This is a genomic window from Marinobacter mobilis (genome assembly GCF_900106945.1).
Taxonomy (GTDB): Bacteria; Pseudomonadota; Gammaproteobacteria; order Pseudomonadales; family Oleiphilaceae; genus Marinobacter; species Marinobacter mobilis.
Window position 1 is genome coordinate 257,080 of the sequence record NZ_FNNE01000004.1, and the last position, 23,989, is coordinate 281,068.

A 23,989-nucleotide genomic window follows, 5' to 3' on the forward strand; every position below is an offset into this window, starting at 1 on the left:
GTTGTTTGTGAGGTGCATAGTCATCTGTCCGGAGCTTGAGTAATTGCGGCCTGTCGTTCTCCTTGCCTTTTATCACTTTGATTTTTAACAAAAATATAGTTTTGCCAAAACTTGATAACGGGCGCGGGGAATTACCGATAGGGTGAATAAATGCAAGTTACATTCCGCTGCAGTGGCCCGAAATCACTCAACGATCGGTCATCAGAATAGGCATGGGATGAAGCGTCTGTATAGCTGTACCTTAGAACTAAAAACGTAGGAGGCAGGTGACGGCCACTGGGAGAACGGGCTGCTTGTGGCGTGCTCCTGATTCGTCCGATGCCGAACTTGATTAATGGGCAATTCCGGCTATTTTGAAGTCTTGGTTTACCTTTACGTAAAGTGCGTATCGTGATAAGCCTTGATCGCAAGGTATCAACGATAACAACAACAGGAGCTGAACATGAGCCTTCCGGAATACGCCAACATCTACAACCGTTTCGATCCTGCCGCGTTGGAAGCGGAGATCCTGGAGGGCCGCCTGGACAGCGGCCTGAATGTCTGTCACGAAATCTGCGACAAGTGGGCGAGCGATCCCCGCAAAGTCGCCCTGCATTACGAAACGGAGGGCGGCGCTGATGGCTCGCTGACCTTTGCCGAGCTGCGGGAGGGCTCGGCCCGTTTTGCCAATTACCTGGCCTCCCAGGGGATCGGCAAGGGCGACCGGGTGGCGGGTCTGCTGCCCCGTACGCCGGAGTTGCTGATCGTTATCGCCGGTACTCTGCGGGCCGGGGCTGTCTATCAGCCGCTGTTTACCGCGTTCGGCTCCGGTGCCATCGAATACCGGCTGGAGCGGGCCGGGACCCGCCTGGTGGTGACCGACCCGGCCAACTACCCCAAGCTGGCCGACGTTAAGGAATGTGCCCCGGTACTGGCGGTGAACGCCAGCGAAACCGGGGCCGCCATTGCCGACTTCTACGACACCCTCAAGGCCCAGTCCGCTGATTTCGAGCCGGTCCGGATCAGCGGTTCCGAGCCGTTCCTGCAGATGTTTACCTCCGGCACCGTGGGCAAGGCCAAGGGCGTTGCCGTGCCCGCCCGGGCCCTGCTGGCGTTCTACGTCTACATGAAGTACGCCATCGATCTGCGCGAGGATGATCGCTACTGGAACGTCGCCGATCCCGGCTGGGCCTACGGTCTCTACTACGCCGTCATCGGGCCCCTGCTGATGGGGCACGCCACCCACTTCAACCCGGGGGCGTTCACGCCGGAATCCACCTACGACATGATCCGCAAGTACAAGATCACCAACCTGGCAGCGGCGCCGACCGCGTACCGGCTGCTCAAGGCCAACGACCATGTGCTGCCGACGGGTGAGAACCTCGGGTTGCGGGTGGCCAGCAGTGCCGGGGAACCACTGAGCCCGGAGGTCGTCAACTGGATCCGGGATCGCCACTTCTGTCCGGTCAAGGATCACTATGGCCAGACCGAAACCGGGATGACCTGTTGCAACTTCCATGGTCTTGAGCACCTCCAGCGCCCGGGTGCCACTCCCCTGGGCACCGGGTGGTTGCCCTCAATGAGAAGAACGAGGAAGTGGGTGAAGGTGACATCGGCCAGCTGGCCGTGGATGTTGAGGCGTCGCCGCTGTTCCATTTTGATGGCTACACCTGGGGCGAAAAGGACCCGTTCGTCAACGGTTACTACCTCACCGGCGACATGGTGATTTGTCACGGTGACGGCAGCTACTCGTTCAGCGGCCGGGATGACGACATCATCACCACCGCGGGTTATCGCGTTGGCCCGGCGGATGTTGAGAGTACGTTGCTGGAACATGCGGCGGTGGCTGAATCCGGCGTTGTCGCCAAGCCGGATGAGAAGCGCGGCGCCATCATCAAGGCCTACGTGGTGATCAAGGCTGCGCACGCGGCGGCCGACACCGAGGCGCTGAAAGATGAGCTCCAGGAGCTGGTGCGTCGCCGGCTGTCGACCCACGCCTTTCCGCGGGAAATCGAATTCGTTGATGAACTGCCCAAGACCCCCAGCGGCAAGATCCAGCGCTTCGTGCTGCGCAACCGGGCGAAGGACGAAGTCGGGGCATGATCCTTGGCTTTGACGAGCGGTAAACCTGCCTACAGCGACGGTTTCTGCAGGGCGCGGCCTACGGCACCCTGCAGAAACCGGGCCCCGGTGTCCCTCGCTGATCCTCCCGGGTGATGGCGACGAGGACGGCGTTCCGGACCCGGTGATCGATCTGATCTACGACTTATTGCTGAGTCAGATCGGCGAAAAAGTCGTCAATTTGAATTGACGTTTACGTGTACGTCAATCTAACCTGAGTTACTTGATAGATACAACAATAACAAAGGTAGACTGGCTCATGACCGAACCCTACGTTCTGGAGACCCGCAACCTTGTCAAAGAGTTCAAGGGCTTTGTCGCGGTCAACGACGTCAATCTGAAGATTCAGAAAGGCCATATCCACGCCTTGATCGGCCCGAACGGTGCCGGTAAGACCACTGTGTTCAACCTGCTCACCAAGTTCCTGATTCCCACCCGTGGGCAGATCCTCTACAGGGGTGAGGACATCACGCCGCTGAAATCCGCCGCCATCGCCCGCAAGGGCATGGTCCGCTCATTCCAGATTTCGGCGGTGTTTCCCCACATGACCGCGCTGGAGAACATCCGCGTGGCGCTGCAGACCTTCGAGGGCAATTCCTTCAGCTTCTGGAAGTCCGGCAACTGCCTGAACAAGCTTAACGAACGCTGCATGGAACTGCTCGCCGCCGTGGGGCTGGCCGAGTTTGCCAACACCACGACGGTGGAGCTGGCCTACGGCCGCAAGCGGGCATTGGAGCTGGCTACCACTCTGGCCATGGAACCTGAAATCCTGCTGCTTGACGAGCCCACCCAGGGCATGGGGTCGGAAGACGTCGACCGGGTCGTGGAGCTGGTACAGACGGCCGCCCAGGGCCGCACGGTCCTGATGGTGGAGCACACCTGAGCGTCGTCAGCAAACTCTGTGACCGCATTACCGTGCTCGCCCAGGGGGCCGTGCTGACCGAGGGGGATTACGCCACCGTGTCTGCCGATCCCCAGGTGCGGGAGGTGTACATGGGCACGGACGGCAGCGGTGAGCGGGGTGCTGCGAATGACAACGAGCAAACGGAGGCGGCCCAATGAGCGCGAACCCGGATCGGGAGTACGAACAGTTACGGGTTTCCGGACTGCATGCCTTCTACGGTGAATCCCACATCCTGCATGGCATCGACCTGGTGGTGAACCGGGGTGAACTGGTTACCCTGCTGGGCCGTAACGGCGCGGGTCGCAGTACCACCCTCAAGGCGATCATGAACATGGTGGGACGCCGCACCGGATCGATCATGATCAACGGCGAGGAAAGCATGTCCTGCGCGCCCCATCACATCGCCCGGCTGGGGGTCGGGTACTGTCCCGAACATCGCGGCATCTTCTCCTCCCTCAGTGTCCAGGAGAACCTCACCCTGCCTCCCGTAGTCCGCAGCGGTGGCTTGAGCCTGGAAGAGATCTACACCATGTTTCCCAACCTCTACGAGCGTCGCTTCAGCCAGGGCACCAAGCTCTCCGGCGGCGAGCAGCAAATGCTGGCCATGGCGCGCATCCTGCGTACCGGCGCCACGATGCTGTTGCTGGATGAAATCACCGAGGGGCTGGCGCCGGTGATCGTGGAGAAACTGGGGGAGGTGCTGGTTGCCCTGAAAGAAAAGGGGTTAACCATCGTTCTGGTGGAACAGAATTTTCACTTTGCCGCGCCCCTGGCCGATCGTCACTACGTGGTTGAGCACGGCCAGATCGTGGAAGAAATCGGCGCCCATGAACTGACGGAAAAACAGTCGGTGCTGAACGGCTATCTGGGCGTATGACCTGAGCAGCAATGAAGACCTGAGCAACAACAACCTGAACCAACGCAAGACAGTAGCGGAGATACAACAATGACAATGATGAAGAAGCTTCTGACCTCAGCCGTTGCATCAACCCTGATGGTGGGCGGTGCCCAGGCGGAAATATCCGGGGACACGGTGAAGATTGGCTACCTGGCGGACATGTCCGGCACTTACCGCGACCTCGCGGGCCCCAACGGTCTGGCCGCCCTGAACATGGCCATCAAGGACTTCGGCGGCACGGTCAATGGCGCCAAAATCGAAGTCGTCAGCGCCGATGACCGCAACAGCCCGGATACCTCGTCCAGCACGGTTCGCCGCTGGGTTGAGAACGACAACGTGGATTTGGTGGCGGGGATGGTGGCATCGTCGGTGTCCATCGCCGTGAGCAAGATCCTGGAGGAGAATGACCGTTTGGGCATCATCTCCGGCTCGGCCGCCTCCAGTATCACCAATGAGCACTGCACGCCGAACCACATCCACTACGTCTACGACACCTATCCGCTGGCCAATGGTACTGCCAGTGCGGTGGTCCAGGAAGGCGGTAAGAGCTGGTACATGCTGACCGCGGACTACGCCTTTGGCCACGCGCTCGAGGGCGACGTTACCCGGGTGGTGGAAGCCAGTGGTGGTGAAGTCATCGGGACCGTGCGTCACCCGTTCCCGACTCAGGACTTCTCCTCCTTTATCCTCCAGGCCCAGGCTTCCGGTGCTGATGTGGTGGGTCTGGCCAACGCCGGCGCCGATACAACCAACGCCATCACCACTGCCAGTGAGTTCGGACTGACCCAGTCAGGCCAGACCCTGGCTGCGTTGCTGCTGTTCCTGACCGACGTTCATGCCCTGGGCGCCGAAACCGCGCAGGGCATTCAGCTGACCACTGGCTGGTACTGGGACATGAACGACGAGGCCCGTGAGTGGTCCGACCGCTTCATGGCGGAGACCGGTGTCCGGCCCACCATGGTCCATGCCGGTATTTACTCCAGCACCATCCAGTACCTGAATGCCGTTGCCGCCACCGGCTCCGACGATGCCCAGACCGTTCGCCAGCAGATGATGGATACCCCCATCAACGACATGTTTGCCAAGAACGGCCGGATCCGTGTCGACGGCCGCATGGTCCATGACATGTACCTGGCAGAGGTGAAGACCCCGGAGGCGTCCGAGAACGAGTGGGATCTGTATCAGATCCTGCGGACCATTCCGGCGGACGAAGCCTATCGCCCGCTCTCTGAGAGCAAGTGCAAGCTGGTCAATAACTGAACCAGGCGCGGCCGTGGCACGTCCTGACCGCAACCGGGACGTGGCCGGCCTCCTGACGGGGTGATCCCCACTCTTACGTCTGCGCTGTTTCTGGAGTTAGCAACATGACCATGATATTTGGCGTCCCCCTCGCTGTGCTGTCCGGCCAGCTGCTGATCGGGATTATTAACGGCGCCTTCTACGCCCTGCTCAGCCTGGGGCTGGCGGTAATCTTCGGCCTGCTGAAGATCATCAATTTCGCCCACGGTGCCATGTACATGCTCGGCGCCATGGTGACTGTCCTGATGTTCGATACCCTGGGCATCAGCTATTGGGTGGCGCTGTTCCTTGCGCCCCTGGTGGTGGGGACCTTTGGCGTCCTGATCGAATACTTCCTGTTGCGCCGGATTGCGGGCCAGGATCACATCTACAGTCTGCTGCTCACCTTCGGGGCCGCGCTCATCATTCAGGGGGTGCTGGTCAATATCTTCGGCGTCTCCGGTCTGCGTTACGCCATGCCGGACATGTTCAAGGGCGGCATGAACCTGGGCTTCATGTTCCTGCCGTATTACCGCGCCTGGGTGATTGTGGCTGCGCTGCTGGTGTGCTTTGGCACCTGGTTTGTGATCGAGAAGACCAAACTCGGCGCCTACCTGCGTGCCGGCACTGAAGACTCGCAACTGATGCAGGGTTTCGGCATCAACGTGCCGTTGCTGATCAGCCTGACCTACGGCTTCGGGGTGGCCCTCGCGGCTTTTGCCGGTGTGCTGGCGGCTCCGATCTACTCGGTTACGCCGGTCATGGGCTCAAGCATCCTGATTGTGGTGTTTGCGGTGGTGGTGATCGGCGGCATGGGCTCCATTGGTGGCGCCATCATTACCGGCATCCTGATGGGGGTGATCGAAGGCCTGACCAAGACCTTCTACCCGCCGGCATCGTCCGCGGTCATCTTCCTGGTCATGGTGCTGGTGTTGATGTTCCGGCCCAGTGGTTTGTTCGGTAAGGAGGCATAACCATGAATCAATCCGTCAATTCCGCCGACATCCACAAGGCCATCGTCGAGCAGCAGGCGCTGCAGGATCGCCGCAAGATGATGCTCAATGGCGCCTTGCTGCTCCTGCTGCTGGCGGCGCCGTTCGTACTGTATCCGGTCTTCCTGATGAAGATCCTCTGCTTTGCCTTGTTCGCAGTGGCCTTCAACCTGCTGTTCGGCTTCACCGGGCTGCTGTCCTTCGGCCATGCCGCCTTCCTCGCCACCGGCAGTTACACCACCGGGTTTCTGCTCAGCAATTACTCGGGGCTGACCACCGAGGTCGGCATCCTCGCGGGTACCCTGGCATCTACGCTGCTGGGTATGGCCTTCGCGCTGCTGTCGATACGCCGTCAGGGGATCTACTTTGCAATGGTGACCCTCGCCCTGGCGCAACTGGTGTTTTTCTTCTTCGTGCAGTCCGAGTTCACCGGTGGTGAGGATGGTATGCACGGCATTCCCCGGGGCGAGCTGTTCGGGCTGATCAATCTCGAAGACAACCTGAATATGTATTACTTCGTGCTGGCGGTGTTTATTGGCTGTTACCTGTTGGTGCAGCGCGTCGTCAGCAGTCCCTATGGCCAGGTGCTGAAGTCCATCAAGCAGAACGAGGCGAGGGCGGTGTCGCTGGGGTACAACGTGGATCGCTACAAGGTGCTGGCTTTCGTGATCTCTGCAGCCCTGGCAGGGCTGGCGGGGTCGATGAAATCCGTGGTGTTCCAGCTGGCGTCACTGAACGATGCCCACTGGCATATGTCAGGCGAGGTCATTCTGATGACCCTGGTCGGCGGCATGGGCACCCTGCTAGGGCCGGTGGTGGGTGCTACTTTTGTGGTAAACGTGGAGTACCAGCTTTCCCAGGGACCTTTGCGAGACTGGGTGGATCCGATCCTCGGTGGCATTTTCGTGCTCACCGTACTGGCCTTCCGCAGTGGTATCGTGGGAGAGGTTCAAAAGTTCGTGAAGAAGAACCTGGGCTGAACCGGCGCCGGCCAGCCGCTGGCGGGTCGGGATATCCGGAAACAAAAAAGGCCACCCGCTTGGGTGGCCTTTTTATTGAAGGGTTACTTGAGTCCCAGCTCTGCGATGGAAATTTCCCGCATCTTGAACTTCTGGATCTTCCCGGTGACGGTCATCGGGAAGGCATCCACGAACTTGTAGTTACGCGGGATCTTGAAGTGGGCGATCTTGCCCTTGCAGAAGGCCTGCAGGTCGTCGGCGGTGACCTGTTCCGCCCCCGGGCGCAGCTTCACCCAGGCAATCAGTTCTTCGCCATACTTCTCATCCGGGATGCCGGTGACCTGAACGTCCTCGATGGACGGATGGGTATACAGGAATTCCTCGATTTCCTTCGGGTAGATGTTCTCACCACCGCGAATAACCATGTCCTTGATTCGGCCAACGATCTGGATATACCCCTCCTCGTCCATGGTGGCCAGGTCGCCGGTGTGCATCCAGCCGGCATCGTCGATGGCTTCGCGGGTCTTTTCCTCGTTGTTCCAGTACTTCAGCATCACGCTGTAGCCACGGGTACACAGTTCGCCGATCTCACCACGGGGCACCACGTTGCCGCTGCCCGGATCGACGATCTTGGTCTCCAGGTGGGGTTGGGTACGACCGACCGTGGTGACCTGCTTTTCGAACGGGTCGAGGGAACTGGTCTGGGTGGATACCGGGCTGGTCTCGGTCATGCCGTAGGCGATCTGCACTTCCTTCATGTTCATCTTGCCGTTGACCTGCTTCATCACCTCTGCCGGGCAGATCGAGCCGGCCATAATGCCGGTGCGCAGCGACGAGAGGTCATAGCTGTCGAACTCCGGATCGGCCAGTTCGGCAATGAACATGGTGGGTACGCCGTAGAGGGCGGTGGCTTTTTCCTGATGGACCGCACGAAGCACCGATGTCGGTTCAAAGCCCTCGTCGGCGTAGATCATGGTGGCGCCGTGGGTGATGCAGCCCAGGTTGCCCATCACCATGCCGAAACAGTGGTACAGCGGCACCGGAATGACCAGCCGGTCTTTCTCGGTGTAGCGCTGGCTCTCGGCCACGAAGTAACCGTTGTTGAGGATGTTGTGGTGGGTGAGGGTGGCACCCTTGGGGTTGCCGGTGGTGCCGGAGGTGAACTGGATATTGATCGGGTCGTCGAACTGCAGTGAGTCCTGGCGGCTGGCCAGTTCTTCGGCAGTTACCTCGCTGGCAAAGCCGACAAAGGCCTGCCAGGTCCACATGCCGTCGTGGCTGTCCTGGTGGACGTTGATCACTGCGCGCAGATCGGCCACGTTCTCGGCCTTGAGCTTGCCGGGGGCACTGTGTTTCAGCTCCGGCGCCAGTTCGTAGAGCATCTCCCGGTAATTGGAAGCCTTGAAGCTGTCCGCCGTCACCAGCACGCTGATACCGGCCAGGTTCATGGCGTACTTGAGCTCGTGCACGCCGTAGGCGGGGTTGATGTTGACCAGGATGGCACCCACCTTCGCGGTGGCAAACTGGGTGACCGTCCACTCGTAACGGTTCGGCGCCCAGATGCCGACGCGGTCGCCGCGTTTTACGCCGATCGCCATGAACGCCCGTGCGGCTTCATCGACCTTTTCCACGAATTCACGGTAGGTCCAGCGGATATCCTGGTGCAGACACACCAGGGCTTCAGTATCGGGGTACTTCTCTGCCGTACGGTCCAGCATTTCGCCAATGGTCATACCCAGAAGGGGGACGTCAGCGGTTCCGCTGGTGTAGCTTGGGAGAGTCTTGCTCATGTCTCTGCCTCCGTTGTTTTTGTATTCGAGGGCAAGCAAGTGTGAGTACTTGCTAGCGACTCTGGCTGTGATACTCGGGGTTGGGTTGCATGTCGCTGGCGATCGCCACGCGATTGGACATATTGTAGAAACCGACCAGGTTACTCAGGTCCCATATGGCCCGGTCGCTCAGGCCCGCGTCCCGGAGTGTCTGGATGGTGTCTTCGGTGACGGTGGCCGGGGATCGGGTCAGGTGCGACGCGAAATCGAGCATGGCACGCTGACGGGTATCGAGTTTGGCGCTGCGATAGTTCATGACCAGGTGTTCGCCCAGTTGCGGGTCGCCGCTCAACACTCGCACCGCTGCGCCATGGGCGACCAGACAGTAAAAGCACTTGTTCTCGGAGGAGACCACCACGGCGACCATCTCGCGTTCGAGCTTTGACAGTTCGCCATCGCCCAGCATCAGTTCGTTGTAGAGTCTGGAGAAGCCGTCGAGTTGCTGGAGGTTCTGGCTGTAGGCGGTGAGTACGTTAGGGATCATGCCGAGCTTGTCCTGGCAGATCTGGAAGTACTTCTGGATGTCTTCTGGCAGGTCGCTGATCTCCGGGATGGGGAGATCCAGGGCCACTACGTTTTGGTGGGTCATTCTATGGTTCCTTCCCTTCAATTTTGGTGGGTTGGCGGAAGTCCGCTCCCGCCCGCCATCACTGGCATGGTCCGCCCAGTGCCTGGCCGACTTTAGAACCGTTGCGCCGGTTCAACTGGCCGCTGATCCAGTCGCCAGTGGCGACGAGCTTTTCAAGATCCACGCCGGTTTCGATGCCCAGGCCGTTCAACAGGTACAGAACATCTTCCGTGGCCACGTTGCCGGACGCGCCTTTCGCGTACGGGCAGCCGCCGAGACCTGCAACCGAAGCATCGATAACGGCGATGCCTTCTTCCAAAACCGCGTAGAGGTTGGCGAGGGCCTGCCCGTAGGTGTCGTGGAAGTGGGCCGCCAGGTGCGCCATCGGGATGTCTCTGGAGACGGCTTCCAGCATGCGTTTGGCCTTCAGCGGCGTGCCCACACCGATGGTGTCGCCGAGGGAGATTTCGTAGCAGCCCAGGTCGTAGAGGGCCTTGGCGACGGTCGCCACCTGCTCAGGCTGGATCTCACCTTCGTAGGGGCAGCCCAGCACCGTGGAGACGTAACCCCGGACCGGGATGCCATGCTTGCGGGCTTCCTCGACCACCGGCGCAAATCGCTCCAGGCTCTCGGCAATCGTGCAGTTGATGTTCTTGCGGGTAAAGGATTCTGAGGCGGCACCGAACACGGCCACTTCGTCTACCCCGGCGGCCAGGGCGCTCTCAAATCCCTTCAAATTGGGCGTGAGGGCAGAATAGCGGACGCCGGCCTTGCGGCCGATCGCGGCCATCACCTCGGCGGCATCACCCATCTGCGGCACCCATTTGGGGGACACAAAGCTGGCGGCCTCGATATGGCGGAGGCCGCAATCGGCGAGACGGTCGATGAGTCCGGTTTTGATGGTGGTGGCGATGACCGGGCCGGGCTCGTTCTGGAGCCCGTCCCGGGGGCTCATCTCCACCAGCCGAACCTGCTTGGGAAAGGCCATTACTCTGCCTCCCCGGTGTCGATGGCGATGAGCTCGGCGCCTTCGGATACCTGATCGCCCTCGGCGAAGAAGATGTCGCTGACCACGCCGTCGGCGGGGGCCTTGATCGCATGCTCCATCTTCATGGCTTCCATAATCACCAGGGTCTGGCCGGTGCTCACCTGATCACCCACCTTGGCCTGAATGGCGACCACCGCACCGTTCATCGGCGCGGCCAGGCTGCCTTCACCGGCCAATTCCTCGGCGCCGTAGGTTTCCCGGTAGACGGTGCATTTGAAGGTGTCGCCCTCGTAGAACAGCACCAGTTCATCGTCGTGCAGGTTGCCGTGAACGCTGATGCGATGGCCGTTGATCACCGCCTGCAGGTAATCCTCGTCGAGCCGGGCATTGAGGTGGTAAACGCTGTCGCCGACGAAGACCTGATAGCGATCGTCCCGTTCCAGGATCTTGAGCTCGTGGATGTCATCACCCACCTGCAGCGCCAGTGGCTGGGCGTATTCGGAGTTCATCCGCCAGCTGTTCCTGCGGCCATAGGGCGACCAGGGGTCGGCAGTGACCGGTTCGATCGACTTGCGCTGTTCCAGCACGAAGCCGGCCGCCAGCACCAGGGCCTTGTCCAGGTCGAGTCGGGATTTCGGGAACAGCAGTGCGTCGTGACGGTTGATGAAGTCGGTGGTCAGGTCGGCTTCGCGGAATGGCTGGCTGTCCACCGTGGCATGCAGGAACCGGATGTTGGTTTTCAGGCCGGCGATGCGGTACTGCTCCAATGCCTGCACCATGCGGTTGACGGCCTGTTCGCGGCTGTCGTCCCAGACGATCAGCTTGGCGATCATCGGATCGTAGTGGATGCTGATCTCGTCGCCCTCGGTGACCCCGGTGTCCACCCGCACGTGGGCGGATTCGTCCGGGGTGCTGAGGTAGCGCAGGGTGCCGGTGGCCGGCAGGAAGTCCTGATCCGGGTCTTCGGCGTAGATCCGTGCCTCCACCGCGTGGCCGCGGGTGCGGACCTGATCCTGGCGCAGCGGCAGGGCTTCACCCCAGGCCACCTTGAGCTGCCACTCCACCAGGTCCTGGCCGGTCACCATCTCGGTGACCGGGTGCTCAACCTGCAGGCGGGTGTTCATCTCCATGAAGAAGAAGGAACCGTCCACGTCATAGAGGAACTCGACGGTGCCCGCTCCCACATAATGGATGGCCTGGGCGGCGCGAACGGCGGCCTCGCCCATGGCCTTGCGGGTGTCGTCACTGAGACCGGGCGCCGGGGCCTCTTCCAGCACCTTCTGGTGGCGGCGCTGCACGGAGCAGTCCCGCTCGGCCAGGTAGATGCCGTTGCCCTGCTGGTCGCAGAACACCTGGATTTCCACATGCCGGGGCTGGGTCAGGTAACGTTCGATCAGCATGTCGGGGTTGCCGAAGGCGTTTCTGGCCTCCCGCTGTGCGGCCGCGAGGGCCTCGTCAAACTCGGCCATGCTTTCCACCACGCGCATGCCCTTGCCGCCGCCACCGGCGACAGCTTTCAGCAGCAGAGGGAAGCCACATGTCTCGGCCTCGGACCGCAGCAGGTCGGGGGACTGGTCGGCGCCGTGGTAGCCCGGCACCAGGGGCACGCCGGCCTTTTCCATAATGGCTTTGGCGGCGGATTTGGAGCCCATGGCCGCGATGGCGGAAGACGGTGGGCCGATGAACACCAGGCCGTTGGCCTCACAGGCCTCGGCAAAGTCGGTGTTCTCGGAGAGGAAGCCGTAGCCCGGGTGAATGGCCTGGGCGCCGCTTTGGCGGGCAATCTCGATGATCTTGTCGCTGCGCAGGTAGCTTTCCGAGCTGGCTGCGGGGCCGATGTGGAAGGCTTCGTCCGCCATGGCAACGTGGCGGGCGTTGGCATCGGCGTCCGAATAGACGGCCACGCAGCGAATGCCCATGCGGCGGGCGGTCTGGATGATCCGGCAGGCGATTTCGCCCCGGTTGGCAATCAGTATCTTGTTAAACATTATTGGTTATCTCCCGGAATCCAGTTGGCCTTGCGCTTGTTGAGGAAGGCGCCAAGGCCTTCCTGGCCTTCCTCGCCAACGCGGATGTCGGCAATTCGGTGCGCGGTGTCGTCAATTACCTCGGTGCTGATGGGCTTATGGCTGACGGCAAAGATCAGATCCTTGGCAGCGGTCATGGCTTCGGGGCCATTGTTGGCGAGCTGGGCGAGCAGTTCGTTGCAGCGCTGCTCCATGGCCTCGAGGTCGTCACACACCAGATGCACCAGACCGTATTCCTGGGCCTCGCGGGCGCTGAACACCTCGGCGGAGATGAAGTAGCGTCGGGCCTGGCGTTCGCCGATGGCGCGCACCACGTAAGGGCTGATCACCGCCGGGATGAGGCCCAGTTTGACCTCGCTCAGGCAGAAACTGGCTTTCTCGGTGGCCAGTACGATGTCGCAGCAGGCGGCCAGCCCGACGGCGCCGCCGAACGCTGCACCCTGAACCAAGCCGATGACCGGTTTGGACAGATGGTTCAGTACGTTCATCAGCCGCGCCAGTTGCCGCGAGTCGTCGAGGTTGTCCTGGCGGCTGTTGTCGGCCATCCGCCGCATCCAGCCCAGATCCGCCCCGGCGGAGAAGTGTTTGCCTTCGGAACGCAGGATCACCACCCGGGTGTCCTGGTCCGCGTCGACCTGCGCCAGCGCCTGGATCAGCTGCTGGATGATTACATCGTCAAAGGCGTTGCGTTTGTCCGGACGGTTCAGCACCACCTCGGTGACGCCACCAGCGCGACGCTTGAGCAGAACCGCGGTTTCCTGTTCTGACATGGTTTGGCTCCCCCGGTTACATGCGGAACACGCCGAAGCGCGTGGGCTTCGCGGGTCTGTTCAGGGTGGCAGACAGGCTGAGGGCGACCACTTCCCGGGTCTGGGCCGGATCGATCACGCCGTCGTCCCACAGCCGCGCACTGGCGTAGTAGGGGTGGCCCTGGTGTTCATAGGTATCGGCGATGGGTTTCTTGAACGCGGCCTCGTCCTCGGCGCTCCAGCTTTCGCCCTTGCGTTCGAGGCCTTCGCGGCGAACCTGGGCCAACACGCCGGCCGCCTGCTCGCCGCCCATCACCGAGATGCGGGCATTGGGCCACATCCACAGGAAATCGGGACTGTAGGCGCGGCCACACATGCCGTAATTGCCGGCGCCGTAGCTGCCGCCGATGAGCACGGTAATCTTCGGTACTTCGGCGCAGGCCACCGCCATCACCATTTTGGCACCGTGCTTGGCGATGCCTTCGGCTTCGTACTTCTGGCCAACCATGAAGCCGGTGATGTTCTGCAGGAACAACAGCGGGATGTTGCGCTGGCAGCACAGTTCAATGAAATGAGCGCCTTTCTGGGCCGACTCGCTGAACAGGATGCCGTTGTTGGCGATGATGCCAACCGGATAGCCGTGAATATGGGCAAAGCCGGTCACCAGGGTCTGGCCGTAGTAGCGTTTGAATTCGTCGAATTCGGAGCCGTCGACGATGCGGGCGATGACGTCCCGGACGTCGAACTGCTTGCGGAGGTCGGTGCCGACGATGCCGTAGATTTCCTCTTCGTCGTACAGCGGTGCGCGGGGCTTCTGCACTTCCACCGGCACCGGTTTGCGGCGGTTGAGGTTGGCGACGCTGCGGCGGGCGATTTCCAGGGCGTGGGCGTCGTTCTCGGCGTAGTGGTCAGCCACGCCAGAGATCTTGCAGTGCACATCGGCACCGCCGAGGTCTTCGGCACTGACCACTTCACCGGTGGCCGCTTTCACCAGCGGTGGGCCAGCGAGGAAAATGGTGCCCTGGTTGCGCACGATGATGGATTCATCGGCCATGGCCGGTACGTAGGCGCCACCGGCGGTGCACAGGCCCATCACCACGGCGATCTGGGGGATGTCGTCGGCGGACATACGGGCCTGGTTGTAGAAGATGCGGCCGAAGTGGTCACGGTCCGGGAAGACTTCGTCCTGTCTGGGCAGGTTGGCACCGCCGGAGTCAACGAGGTAGATGCAGGGCAGACGGTTGGCCAGGGCGATTTCCTGGGCCCGCAGGTGCTTCTTGACGGTCAGCGGGTAGTAGCTGCCGCCCTTTACGGTGGCATCGTTGGCAATGATCATGCATTCGGTGCCGGAGACCCGGCCGACGCCGGCGACCACGCCCGCGGCGGGTACTTCTTCATCGTAGACGTTGTAGGCGGCGAACTGGCCGATTTCCAGGAAGGGCGAGCCGTCATCGAGGAGGCGGTTGATGCGCTCCCGGGGCAGCAGTTTACCGCGGGCGACGTGGCGTTCCTGGTAGGACGGGCCACCGCCCTGCTGGATGGTGGCGACTTTGTCGCGCAGGTCGGCGACGGCTTCGGCCATGGAGGCTTTGTTGGCCTGAAATTCGTCGGACCTGGGGTTTATTTTGCTCTGCAGTACGGTCATTTTCCCAGCCTTCTTTAACGGGGCAACCGGGGGTGGCGGGCGGTTCCCGTGAGGACCGCCCGCCACCCCCTCGAATAAATGTGGGAGTAGTCGCTTGGACCGGCGTGATTATTTGTTCAGGAACAATTCACGGCCGATCAGCATCCGCCGGATTTCCGACGTGCCGGCGCCGATTTCATACAGCTTGGCATCCCGCAGCAGGCGACCGGTGGGGTAGTCGTTGATGTAGCCGTTGCCGCCGAGCAGCTGGATGGCGTCCAGCGCCAGCTTGGTGGCCATTTCGGCGGAGTAGAGGATGGCACCGGCGGCGTCCTTACGGGTGGTCTCGCCGCGGTCGGCGGACTGGGCCACCATGTAGACGTAGGATTTGGCGGTGTTCATGAAGGTGTACATGTCCGCCACCTTGCCCTGAACCAGTTCGAATTCGCCGATGGCCTGGCCGAACTGCTTGCGCTCGCGGATGTAGGGCACGGTGACGTCCATGGCCGCCTGCATGATCCCCAGCGGGCCGCCGGAGAGCACCAGGCGTTCGTAGTCCAGGCCGCTCATCAGCACTTTGGCGCCGTTGCCCTCGCCGCCGAGGACGTTTTCCTTGGGCACCTTGCAGTCTTCGAACACCAGTTCGCAGGTGTTGGAACCGCGCATGCCCAGTTTGTCGAGCTTCTGGTGGCGGCTGAAGCCCGGGTAGTCGCGCTCCACGATAAAGGCGGTGACGCCTTTGGAGCCGCCTCTGGGATCGGTCTTGGCGTAGATGACATAGGTGTTGGCATCCGGCCCGTTGGTGATCCACATCTTGTTGCCGTTCAGCACATAGTGGTCGCCTTCGTCGCGGGCGTGCAGTTTCATGGAGATGACGTCGGAACCGGCGTTGGGTTCAGACATCGCCAGGGCACCAATGTGTTCGCCACTGATCAGTTTCGGCAGGTACTTCTGCTTCTGTTCTTCGGTGCCGTTGCGGTGAATCTGGTTCACGCACAGGTTGGAGTGGGCACCGTAGGAGAGGCCAACGGAGGCGGACGCGCGGCTGATCTCCTCCATGGCGATGACGTGCGCCAGATAGCCCATGTCGGAGCCGCCGTATTCTTCCTTCACGGTAATCCCCAGCAACCCCATGTCGCCCATTTTCCGCCACAGATCCATGGGGAATTCGTTGTTGCGATCGATTTCTTCAGCGCGTGGGGCAATTTCGGCGGCAGCAAACCCGTTGACCTGCTCCCGTAGCATATCGAGGGTTTCGCCGAGGCCGAAATTGAGTTCTGAGTACTGTGATTTCATCGTTGGCTACCTACTTTATCGGACTCTTGTTGTTTGAGGGCTGCCACTGCGTTTTGGCAGCTCGCTAGGATTTGTCTTTCACCAGCTCTGGTGTTTGTTTCTTCCGCAGTTCAGCCAGAGCATCCCGGCACCGCGCTTCGGCGGTGTCCATTTCCATCTCTGCCTGGGCAATGTCGTTCTTTTGCTGTTCCAGGTGCGCGCGTCGGGCTTCGAGGATGTCCAGCAGCTTGAGCAACTGCTTCTCGTTGCCGGTCTCGGTTTCGTCCCAGAGGTCAAACAGCTCTTTGGTTTCCGCCAGGGTGAAGCCCATGCGTTTGCCCCGAAGAATGAGCTTCAGACGTACCCGGTCCTTGGTACTGAAGATTCGGGTCTGCCCACGTCGGGAGGGTTTCAACAGCCCCTGATCCTCGTAGAAACGAATGCTCCGGGTGGTGACGTCGAACTCCTGGGAGAGTTCACTGATGCTGAATGTTCTTTTTTCGACCATGGCGGCGTTCCTGTTTTAGACCAAGGTTAGAAGAAGTTTACGTAAACGTAAAGTGGTTTGAAAGGCCGAATGCCGAAAATTGGGTCGTTCCGCTGGGCGAGCCAGGACCCTTTTTGGGGCATTTTGATTGTGCGTAAGGTGCATCATCCTCTGTTCGGCGCTTGAATTATCGCAGTTTGCTGTTCTTTTTAACTTTTATCACTTTGATTATTAATAGAAAAATAACGTTTGCCGAATCTTGATAACGGGCATGGGGAATTACCGATAGGGTGAATAAAAGCCAGTTTCATTCCGCTGCAGTGGCCCGAATTCACTCAGCGATCGGTCATCAGAATAGGCATCACATGAAAAACAAGTATGACTATACGTTAGGGGTAAGAACGTATCAGTTTGAAAACCTTGCCGATTTAATGGCCAAGGCAACACCGGCCCGCTCCGGAGACCGGTTGGCCGGGGTGATTGCCCAGTCGGCAGAGGAGCGGGTCGTTGCCCAGATGGCACTGGCCGAACTACCGCTGAAGACGTTCCTGAACGAAGCCCTGGTGCCCTACGAAACCGACGAGGTCACCCGGCTGATCATGGATGAGCATGACGCCGGGGCATTTAGCACGATTTCTCACCTGACTGTCGGCGACTTCCGTAACTGGCTGCTCAGTGACAGCACCACGCCGCAGGTACTGCGTGCAGTCCGCGCGGGCATAACGCCTGAGATGGCCGCGGCGGTAAGCAAGCTGATGCGCAATCAGGATCTGATCCTGGCCGCCAAGAAGTGCCACGTCAGCACCGCCTTTCGCAACACCATCGGGCTGCCCGGTCACCTTTCCACCCGCCTGCAACCGAACCATCCGACCGATGATGTTACCGGTATCGCCGCCAGTATTCTGGACGGGCTGCTGTATGGCAATGGCGATGCGGTGATCGGTATCAACCCGGCGACGGACAACGTGGCGCAAGCGGTCAAGCTGATGAAGCTGATGGACGAGGTGATCCAGAAATACCAGATCCCGACCCAGTCCTGTGTGCTGACCCATGTGACCAATACCCTGGAGGCGATCGAACAGGGGGCACCGGTGGACCTGGTGTTCCAGTCGATCGGCGGGACTGAAGCGACCAACAGCAGCTTTGGTTTTAACCTCAAGGTACTGGCCGAGGCGGAGGCCGCGGCCCAGTCTCTCAATCGCGGCACGGTGGGCAACAACGTCATGTACTTCGAGACCGGGCAGGGCAGTGCCCTGTCGGCCAACGCCCATCACGGACTTGATCAGCAAACCTGTGAGGTGCGGGCGTACGCCGTGGCCCGAAAGTTCCGGCCGCTGCTGGTGAATACCGTGGTGGGGTTCATCGGTCCGGAATACCTGTTTGATGGCAAGGAGATTATCCGCGCCGGTCTGGAAGACCATTTCTGCGGCAAGCTGCTGGGCCTGCCCATGGGTTGTGATGTCTGCTACACCAACCATGCCGAAGCCGACCAGAACGACATGGACAACCTGCTGACCCTGCTGGGCGTGGCCGGCTGTACCTTTGTCATGGGCATTCCCGGATCTGACGACATCATGCTCAACTACCAGACCACCTCGTTCCACGATGCGCTCTATGCCCGTCGGGTGCTGGGCTCCCGTGCGGCGCCGGAGTTTGAGCGCTGGCTGGCGCAGATGGAAATTTTCCGCGATGTCGACAACCACCTGCTGCACGACACCCTGCCGCCGTCCTTCGCCCATACCCTGAGCCACCTGCCGGAGGACAAGCACCATGACTGACCGAGCCAAGTCATCAGACCCGCGCCAGCCAGCGTCGGGGGACCGCGGCGGCGTCACTGACAATCCCTGGAACCGGTTGCGGGCCTTTACCGATGCCCGTATCGGGCTGGGGCGTGCCGGCGTCAGCCTGCCGACCCATGAACTGCTGGCGTTCCAGCTGGCCCATGCCCAGGCCCAGGATGCCGTGCACCTGCCCCTTGATACCGACGCGCTGGCTCAGGGTATCTCTGCAGCGACTGTGTTGCCCTTTGCCGATCCCCTGGTGCTGCACAGCCGGGCAGGCGATCGCCAGGTCTATCTGCAGCGACCGGATCTGGGGCGGCGGCTGGATGACCCCTCGCGGGCACTGCTGAGCCAACAGAACGAATCGGCCGCTGAGCCGTTTGATCTGGCGGTGGTGGTGGTCGACGGGCTGTCGTCCCGGGCGATTCAGGACAACACGGTGGCGTTTCTCAGCGCCCTGATTCCCCAGCTGCAGGAAGACGGTGAACAGCCCTGGCGGCTGGCGCCCCTGACACTGGTTCGCCAGGGCCGGGTGGCCGTGGGGGATGAGGTGGGAGAGCTGCTCAATGCCAGCGCGGTACTGGTGCTGGTGGGCGAACGTCCGGGATTGAGTTCGCCGGACAGCCTTGGCCTGTACCTGACCTGGGCGCCGAAGGCCGGGCTCACCGACGCCTTCCGCAACTGCATTTCCAACGTCCGCCCTGCGGGCCTGACACCCACCGACGCCGCGCGTCGAATGCTGTACCTGTTACGCGAGTCCCGTCGACAGAAGCTGTCGGGGGTTCGCCTCAAAGACCGCACCGAAGATAACGTCATCGAGCATCAACAAGAAACGACGAACTTTCTCCTTAACTGACGGCTTTTTACTGACTACAGAGGAATATCCATGTCCAAGAACGCAATTGATCAGGATTACCTGGCCAAGCGCCAGCTGAAGCGGGGAACCGCTGGCTGGGTGCTGCTGGCCGGGCTGGGGGTGTCGTATGTCATTTCCGGGGACTTTGCCGGCTGGAACTTCGGCATCGGCGAGGCCGGCTGGGGCGGTTTTGCCATCGCTGCGGCACTGATGGCGGTGATGTACTTCGCGCTGGTGCTGTCGCTGGCAGAAATGTCGGCGGCGATTCCGGCGGCCGGTGGCGGCTACAGCTTCGCCCGCCAGGCCATAGGGCCAGCGGCGATTGTCATCTTTATTGGCGCTGCGGTGGAGGAGTTGCTGGGGATTAACGGCCCCTGGGTGTATGCGGTGTTCTACCTGGTCTTCGTGGGCATCCACCTGGCCGGCGTGGGGGAAGCGCTCAAGGTAATGATGGTGATCAGTGGTCTGGCGGTGTTTGCCATCCTGGCCACGGCGGCGGCGCTGATTGGTGACTTCGACAGCAGCCGGTTGTTCGACATTGCGGTGACCGACGCTGCCGGTGCCAGTGAGTTCATGCCGCTGGGCTGGTACGGGGTGTGGGCGGCGCTGCCGTTCGGCATGTGGCTGTTCCTGGCGGTGGAAGGTGTTCCTCTGGCGGCCGAGGAAGCCAAGAATCCGGCGCGGGACGTGCCCAAGGGCATCATCGGCGCCATGGTCTTCCTGCTGTTTACTGCGGTACTGGTGGTGTTCCTGCTGGCCGGAGCGGCCGGAGCGGAAGCGGTGGGCAGCAGTGCTGTGCCGCTGGTGGATGCGCTCAAGGTCAGCGGTAACCACACCCTGGCCACGGTGGTGAATGTATTGGGGCTGGCCGGTCTGATCGCCTCGTTTTTCTCCATCATCTACGGTTACAGCCGCCTGGTGTTTGCCCTGTCCCGGGCCGGCTATCTGCCCCGCTTCCTGTCCCTGACCAGCGAGCGCAAGGCGCCGACCTGGGCATTGGTGGTGCCTGGTGTGTTCGGTTTTCTGGTGTCACTGACCGGAGAAGGCGACCTGATTCTGGGCATGGCGGTGGTGGGTGCGACGCTGTCTTACGCGCTGATGGCGCTGAGTCACATCCTGCTGCGTATCCGCCAGCCGGACCTGCCGCGGCCCTACCGGACTCCGGGTGGAGTGTTCACCTCCGCCGTGGCTCTGGTGCTGTCGCTGGTTGCCCTGACCGGTGTCTACGCCTTTGATCCCCGGGCCTTCAACTACACTCTCTTGCTGTTCGTAGTGGGTGCGGCCTACTACTTTGGCTACAGCAAACACCGCCTGGTGGCCAAGACGGCTGAGGAAGAGTTTGCCCTGCTGGCCCAGGCCGAGCACGATCTGGACGACGAACCGGTAGCGGTGCCCGGCGCCGCCTGAACTGTGTTGTGAGCGAAGAACCCAGGGAGGCACCACAGCTGCCTTCCTGGTTTTTTGTCCTGCCAACACCGCCTTTTCCGCCAATGTCCACGGCCAGGTGGATTGTCATTTCCGAATTCCGGGCAGGGCGGATATGCTACCCTGATGCCAGTTTGCTCCGACCCCACCCTACCCAGGCCGTGTAAGACGACAATTTATGTTTAATGCCTCATCAACCCGTTTGAACAAATACATAAGCGACAGTGGCATCTGCTCCAGACGGGAGGCGGACCGCTTCATTGAACAGGGCAATGTGTACATAAACGGCAAGCGGGCGACCATCGGCGACCGGGTGAACGCCGGGGATACGGTGAGGGTTAACGGTCAGCTGATTGAGCCGCAGGATGAGGCGCATTTTGTCTTTCTGGCACTGAACAAACCGGTTGGCATTGTCAGCACAACCGAAAGCAGCGAAAAGGACAATATCGTTGATTTCGTGAAGCACAGTACCCGGATTTTTCCGATCGGCCGGCTGGACAAGGATTCCCAGGGACTTATTTTCCTGACCAACAACGGTGATCTGGTCAACAAGGTGTTGCGGGCAGGCAACAACCATGAAAAGGAATACCTGGTGACCGTCAACAAGCCCATTACTGACGACTTTATTGAGGGCATGGGTCAGGGTGTGCCGATTCTTGGTGTGGTCACCAAAAAATGCAAGGTCAGCAAGGAATCCCCTCAGGTGTTCAGGATCACCCTGGTTCAGGGCCTGAATCGCCAGATTCGCCGCATGTGTGAATACTTTGGCTATGAAGTCACCAAACTCGAACGTATCCGGATTATGAACGTCGGTCTGAAGGGCCTGCCTGTCGGCGAATGGCGGGACCTGACCGAAAAGGAACTCTCGGTGTTGCTCAAAGCCGTGGAGCATTCCTCTTCGGAGGCCCCGGCGACGCCAAGAAAGGCGAAGAAACCGGCGGCTAAATCCGGATCAAAAAGGCCGGGCAAGTCCTTGCCAGCCGGTGGTGCGCGGCCACCCCGCAAGCCGTCGGCTTCCACTGGGGCTAACAAGTCCCGAAAACCCGCAACATCGGGGAAACCCCGGAAGGCGCGGAAAACCTCCATCAAGCGCAGCCGAGCCAGCTGACCGCACCACGGGCGGTGACTGCCCTGTGGAGATCCGGAATTTTCGGTCAGCGCGCCTGCCACCAAGGTCGTTTTGCCTGCTGTGCGTGATCATGCTCTGATAACCGCTACTGACACCCGGTTTGCGGGCTTTTTCACCAAAACAACACAGAGTTTTTCGCCATGTTCCAGTGCCATATTGATCCCCGCTTCAACGATACCGATGCCCTCGGTCACATCAGCAATACCGCCTACCCGGTCTGGTTTGAACAGGGCCGGGCGCCGGTGTTTGAGTTGTTCCACCCGTCCCTGGACCTCAAGACCTGGCCGCTGATTCTCGCTCGCATTGAGGTAGACCTGAAAGCCCAGAGTTACTGGGGCAAGCCCATCGATATTCGCACCCACATCGGCAAGGTGGGTACCTCGTCCTGCCAGGTGATTCAGGAAGCCTGGCAGGATGGCAAGCAAGTCGCTGCCGGTTTGGCGGTGCTGATCTACTTCGATTACCAAACCGAGAAATCGATGCCGATTCCGGACGACATTCGTGCCCGGCTGGCTGAGCATCAATTGCCCGAGTGACACTCGCTGAAACAAACAACGGGAAGCGTTACGCTTCCCGTTTCTGTTTCAGCCTGAAAGGCCGGTGATCAGGCTTTGCTCAGCGCGCGGTCAACGGACGCTCGACCGCCGCCGGTGACGGCCAGCGACACCGCTATTGCCAGCAGGGCGAGGCCGAATTCATAGCCGTTGTTGCTCATGAACAGACCATTACTGACGTGCACGCTCAGGATCGCCACGGCCATCGTGACCGCCAGTACGGCGGCAGCCGGGCGCACCAGCAGACCGATCAGCAGGGCCAGGCCACCAAAGAACTCGGCGCTGCCGGCACCGAGGGCCATCAGGTAGCCTGGCTCCAGTCCGATGGATGCCATCCACTGGCCGGTGCCTTCGAGGCCGTAGCCGCCAAACCAGCCAAACAGTTTCTGGGCGCCGTGGGCCATGAAGATAATGCCGGCAGGAATCCGCAGGGCCAGGGCGCCAAGGCTGGCGTTGGTAGACAGCATGTGTTGGATGAAAGTGGTGTTCATGTCGTGTTCTCCGTGAGTACGTGATTGGATTGAGTACAGATTACATCGATTAAATTGTTCAAAAGGTGCAAAAGTAAGGGGATAATGATCTAAATATCAGATGGATTGTGAGCGTTATGACGGTTCTGCCTCGAACGTCCCTGGAACAGTGGGCTGTGCTGGCTGCGGTGGTTGATGAAGGCAGTTTTGCCCGTGCCGCGGAGGCCCTGAACAAGAGCCAGTCCTCGGTCAGTTACACCCTCAAGTGCCTCCAGGAGCAGTTGCCGGTTGATGTTCTGGTTATTCGGGGCCGCCGGGCGGAGTTGAGTGAGGCTGGCGAGGTCTTGCTGCGGCGGGCCCGCAGCCTGATCGAAGACCTGCGCAGCCTGGAACGGCTGGCGACCAATCTGGCCCAGGACTGGGAGCCGGAGGTGCGGTTGGCGGTGGATGTAATTTTTCCGCCACCGCTGCTCAGCGAAGCCATGGCGCAGTTTGTGCCTGAGAGCCGTTCAACCCGGGTTCAGATCATCGAGTCTGTGCTGTCTGGCGGCCAGGAGGCCCTGCTCAGTGGCTATGCCGACCTCGCCATTACTCATCGTCCGCCCCCGGGGTTTCTGGGCAACGAACTGATCCGTCAGGAATTTGTAGCGGTCGCCCACTGTGACCACCCGCTGGCGCAGAGCTCTGAGCGGTTGACGCTGAGGGACTTGCGTCACCACCGCCAGTTCGTGGTTCGGGATTCCGGACTCAAGCGCAAACAGGATGCGGGCTGGCTGGGGGCCGAGCAGCGTTGGACCGTGACGCACCTGAAGACCTCGATTCAGTTCGTCAAGCAGGGGTTGGGTTATGCCTGGTTGCCACGGTTACATATCGCTGAGGAGTTGGGATCCGGTGAACTGGTGCCCCTGGCGTTGGAGGAAGGTGGCAGTCGCCAGGAAGTGCTGAGCCTGGTTTTTGCCGATCGCGACAGTGCCGGTCCGGCGACCCGGGCCCTGGCCAGGGCCCTGCAGTCGGTCTGTCAGCGGACGGGCCCCTAGCCATCTCTGAGCGTATCGCGGGGTGCTGGGAATGAGCGACAAAATCCGTTAGTTTCGAT

Annotated in this window: 19 protein-coding genes and 2 pseudogenes; 12 read left to right on the forward strand and 9 right to left on the reverse strand. The window is 60.9% G+C overall.

Annotation, left to right across the window (positions count from 1 at the left end):
• Positions 1-442: 442 nt before the first annotated feature.
• From BLV11_RS08210 to BLV11_RS08235, 6 genes and pseudogenes are all read left to right on the forward strand, one after another.
• A pseudogene (locus BLV11_RS08210) lies at positions 443-2,082 on the forward strand (AMP-binding protein).
• Between the two features lie 277 nt (positions 2,083-2,359).
• Positions 2,360-3,162: pseudogene (locus tag BLV11_RS08215) on the forward strand (ABC transporter ATP-binding protein).
• Complete coding sequence (locus tag BLV11_RS08220) at positions 3,159-3,881, forward strand: ABC transporter ATP-binding protein (protein WP_091812484.1); 723 nt, start codon at positions 3,159-3,161, stop codon at positions 3,879-3,881. The pseudogene BLV11_RS08215 and the gene BLV11_RS08220 overlap by 4 nt, the downstream one beginning before the upstream one ends.
• A gap of 69 nt (positions 3,882-3,950) precedes the next feature.
• A complete protein-coding gene (locus BLV11_RS08225; protein ID WP_091812485.1) occupies positions 3,951-5,162 on the forward strand; it encodes an ABC transporter substrate-binding protein in 1,212 nt (403 codons plus the stop codon).
• A 104-nt stretch (positions 5,163-5,266) separates the two neighbouring features.
• Positions 5,267-6,154 carry a branched-chain amino acid ABC transporter permease gene (locus BLV11_RS08230; RefSeq protein WP_091812486.1) on the forward strand — a complete coding sequence of 296 codons (888 nt, stop codon included), beginning with the start codon at positions 5,267-5,269 and terminating at the stop codon, positions 6,152-6,154.
• A 2-nt stretch (positions 6,155-6,156) separates the two neighbouring features.
• Entirely contained in the window at positions 6,157-7,152 is a 996-nt protein-coding gene (locus BLV11_RS08235; RefSeq protein ID WP_091812487.1) for a branched-chain amino acid ABC transporter permease, read from the forward strand.
• 83 nt (positions 7,153-7,235) lie between these two features.
• On the opposite strand, the gene BLV11_RS08240 is transcribed toward BLV11_RS08235, so the two are convergent.
• The 8 genes from BLV11_RS08240 to BLV11_RS08275 form a co-directional block, all read right to left on the reverse strand.
• Positions 7,236-8,921 (reverse strand): AMP-binding protein, encoded by a 1,686-nt coding sequence (locus BLV11_RS08240; RefSeq protein ID WP_091812488.1) that lies wholly within the window; start codon positions 8,919-8,921, stop codon positions 7,236-7,238.
• Positions 8,922-8,973: 52 nt separating this feature from the next.
• Positions 8,974-9,549, reverse strand: coding sequence for a peroxidase-related enzyme (locus BLV11_RS08245; RefSeq protein WP_091812489.1), 576 nt, complete (start codon positions 9,547-9,549; stop codon positions 8,974-8,976).
• A gap of 58 nt (positions 9,550-9,607) precedes the next feature.
• Positions 9,608-10,516, reverse strand: coding sequence for a hydroxymethylglutaryl-CoA lyase (locus BLV11_RS08250; RefSeq protein ID WP_091812490.1), 909 nt, complete (start codon positions 10,514-10,516; stop codon positions 9,608-9,610).
• Complete coding sequence (locus tag BLV11_RS08255; RefSeq protein ID WP_091812491.1) at positions 10,516-12,504, reverse strand: acetyl/propionyl/methylcrotonyl-CoA carboxylase subunit alpha; 1,989 nt, start codon at positions 12,502-12,504, stop codon at positions 10,516-10,518. Before BLV11_RS08255 ends, BLV11_RS08250 begins: the two co-directional genes overlap by 1 nt.
• Positions 12,504-13,313, reverse strand: coding sequence for an enoyl-CoA hydratase-related protein (locus BLV11_RS08260; RefSeq protein ID WP_091812492.1), 810 nt, complete (start codon positions 13,311-13,313; stop codon positions 12,504-12,506). Before BLV11_RS08260 ends, BLV11_RS08255 begins: the two co-directional genes overlap by 1 nt.
• 16 nt (positions 13,314-13,329) lie before the next feature.
• Positions 13,330-14,937 (reverse strand): carboxyl transferase domain-containing protein, encoded by a 1,608-nt coding sequence (locus BLV11_RS08265; RefSeq protein ID WP_091812493.1) that lies wholly within the window; start codon positions 14,935-14,937, stop codon positions 13,330-13,332.
• 108 nt (positions 14,938-15,045) lie between these two features.
• Entirely contained in the window at positions 15,046-16,212 is a 1,167-nt protein-coding gene (locus tag BLV11_RS08270) for an isovaleryl-CoA dehydrogenase (RefSeq protein ID WP_091812494.1), read from the reverse strand.
• A gap of 64 nt (positions 16,213-16,276) precedes the next feature.
• Entirely contained in the window at positions 16,277-16,699 is a 423-nt protein-coding gene (locus tag BLV11_RS08275; RefSeq protein WP_091812495.1) for a MerR family transcriptional regulator, read from the reverse strand.
• 344 nt (positions 16,700-17,043) lie between these two features.
• Between BLV11_RS08275 and BLV11_RS08280 the strand changes: the two genes are divergently transcribed.
• From BLV11_RS08280 to BLV11_RS08300, 5 genes are all read left to right on the forward strand, one after another.
• Positions 17,044-18,456 carry an ethanolamine ammonia-lyase subunit EutB gene (locus BLV11_RS08280; RefSeq protein WP_091812496.1) on the forward strand — a complete coding sequence of 471 codons (1,413 nt, stop codon included), beginning with the start codon at positions 17,044-17,046 and terminating at the stop codon, positions 18,454-18,456.
• Positions 18,449-19,315, forward strand: coding sequence for an ethanolamine ammonia-lyase subunit EutC (gene eutC, locus BLV11_RS08285; protein WP_091812497.1), 867 nt, complete (start codon positions 18,449-18,451; stop codon positions 19,313-19,315). The genes BLV11_RS08280 and eutC overlap by 8 nt, the downstream gene beginning before the upstream one ends.
• Before the next feature lie 30 nt (positions 19,316-19,345).
• Positions 19,346-20,722 (forward strand): amino acid permease, encoded by a 1,377-nt coding sequence (locus BLV11_RS08290; protein ID WP_091812498.1) that lies wholly within the window; start codon positions 19,346-19,348, stop codon positions 20,720-20,722.
• 196 nt (positions 20,723-20,918) lie between these two features.
• Entirely contained in the window at positions 20,919-21,848 is a 930-nt protein-coding gene (rluF, locus tag BLV11_RS08295) for a 23S rRNA pseudouridine(2604) synthase RluF (protein ID WP_091812499.1), read from the forward strand.
• Between the two features lie 161 nt (positions 21,849-22,009).
• Complete coding sequence (locus tag BLV11_RS08300) at positions 22,010-22,405, forward strand: acyl-CoA thioesterase (protein ID WP_091812500.1); 396 nt, start codon at positions 22,010-22,012, stop codon at positions 22,403-22,405.
• A 68-nt stretch (positions 22,406-22,473) separates the two neighbouring features.
• On the opposite strand, the gene BLV11_RS08305 is transcribed toward BLV11_RS08300, so the two are convergent.
• Positions 22,474-22,914, reverse strand: coding sequence for a DoxX family protein (locus BLV11_RS08305; RefSeq protein ID WP_091812501.1), 441 nt, complete (start codon positions 22,912-22,914; stop codon positions 22,474-22,476).
• A gap of 116 nt (positions 22,915-23,030) precedes the next feature.
• Here BLV11_RS08305 and BLV11_RS08310 point away from each other — a divergent pair, with 116 nt between their 5' ends.
• Positions 23,031-23,930, forward strand: coding sequence for a LysR family transcriptional regulator (locus tag BLV11_RS08310; RefSeq protein WP_091812502.1), 900 nt, complete (start codon positions 23,031-23,033; stop codon positions 23,928-23,930).
• The last annotated feature ends 59 nt before the right edge of the window (positions 23,931-23,989 follow it).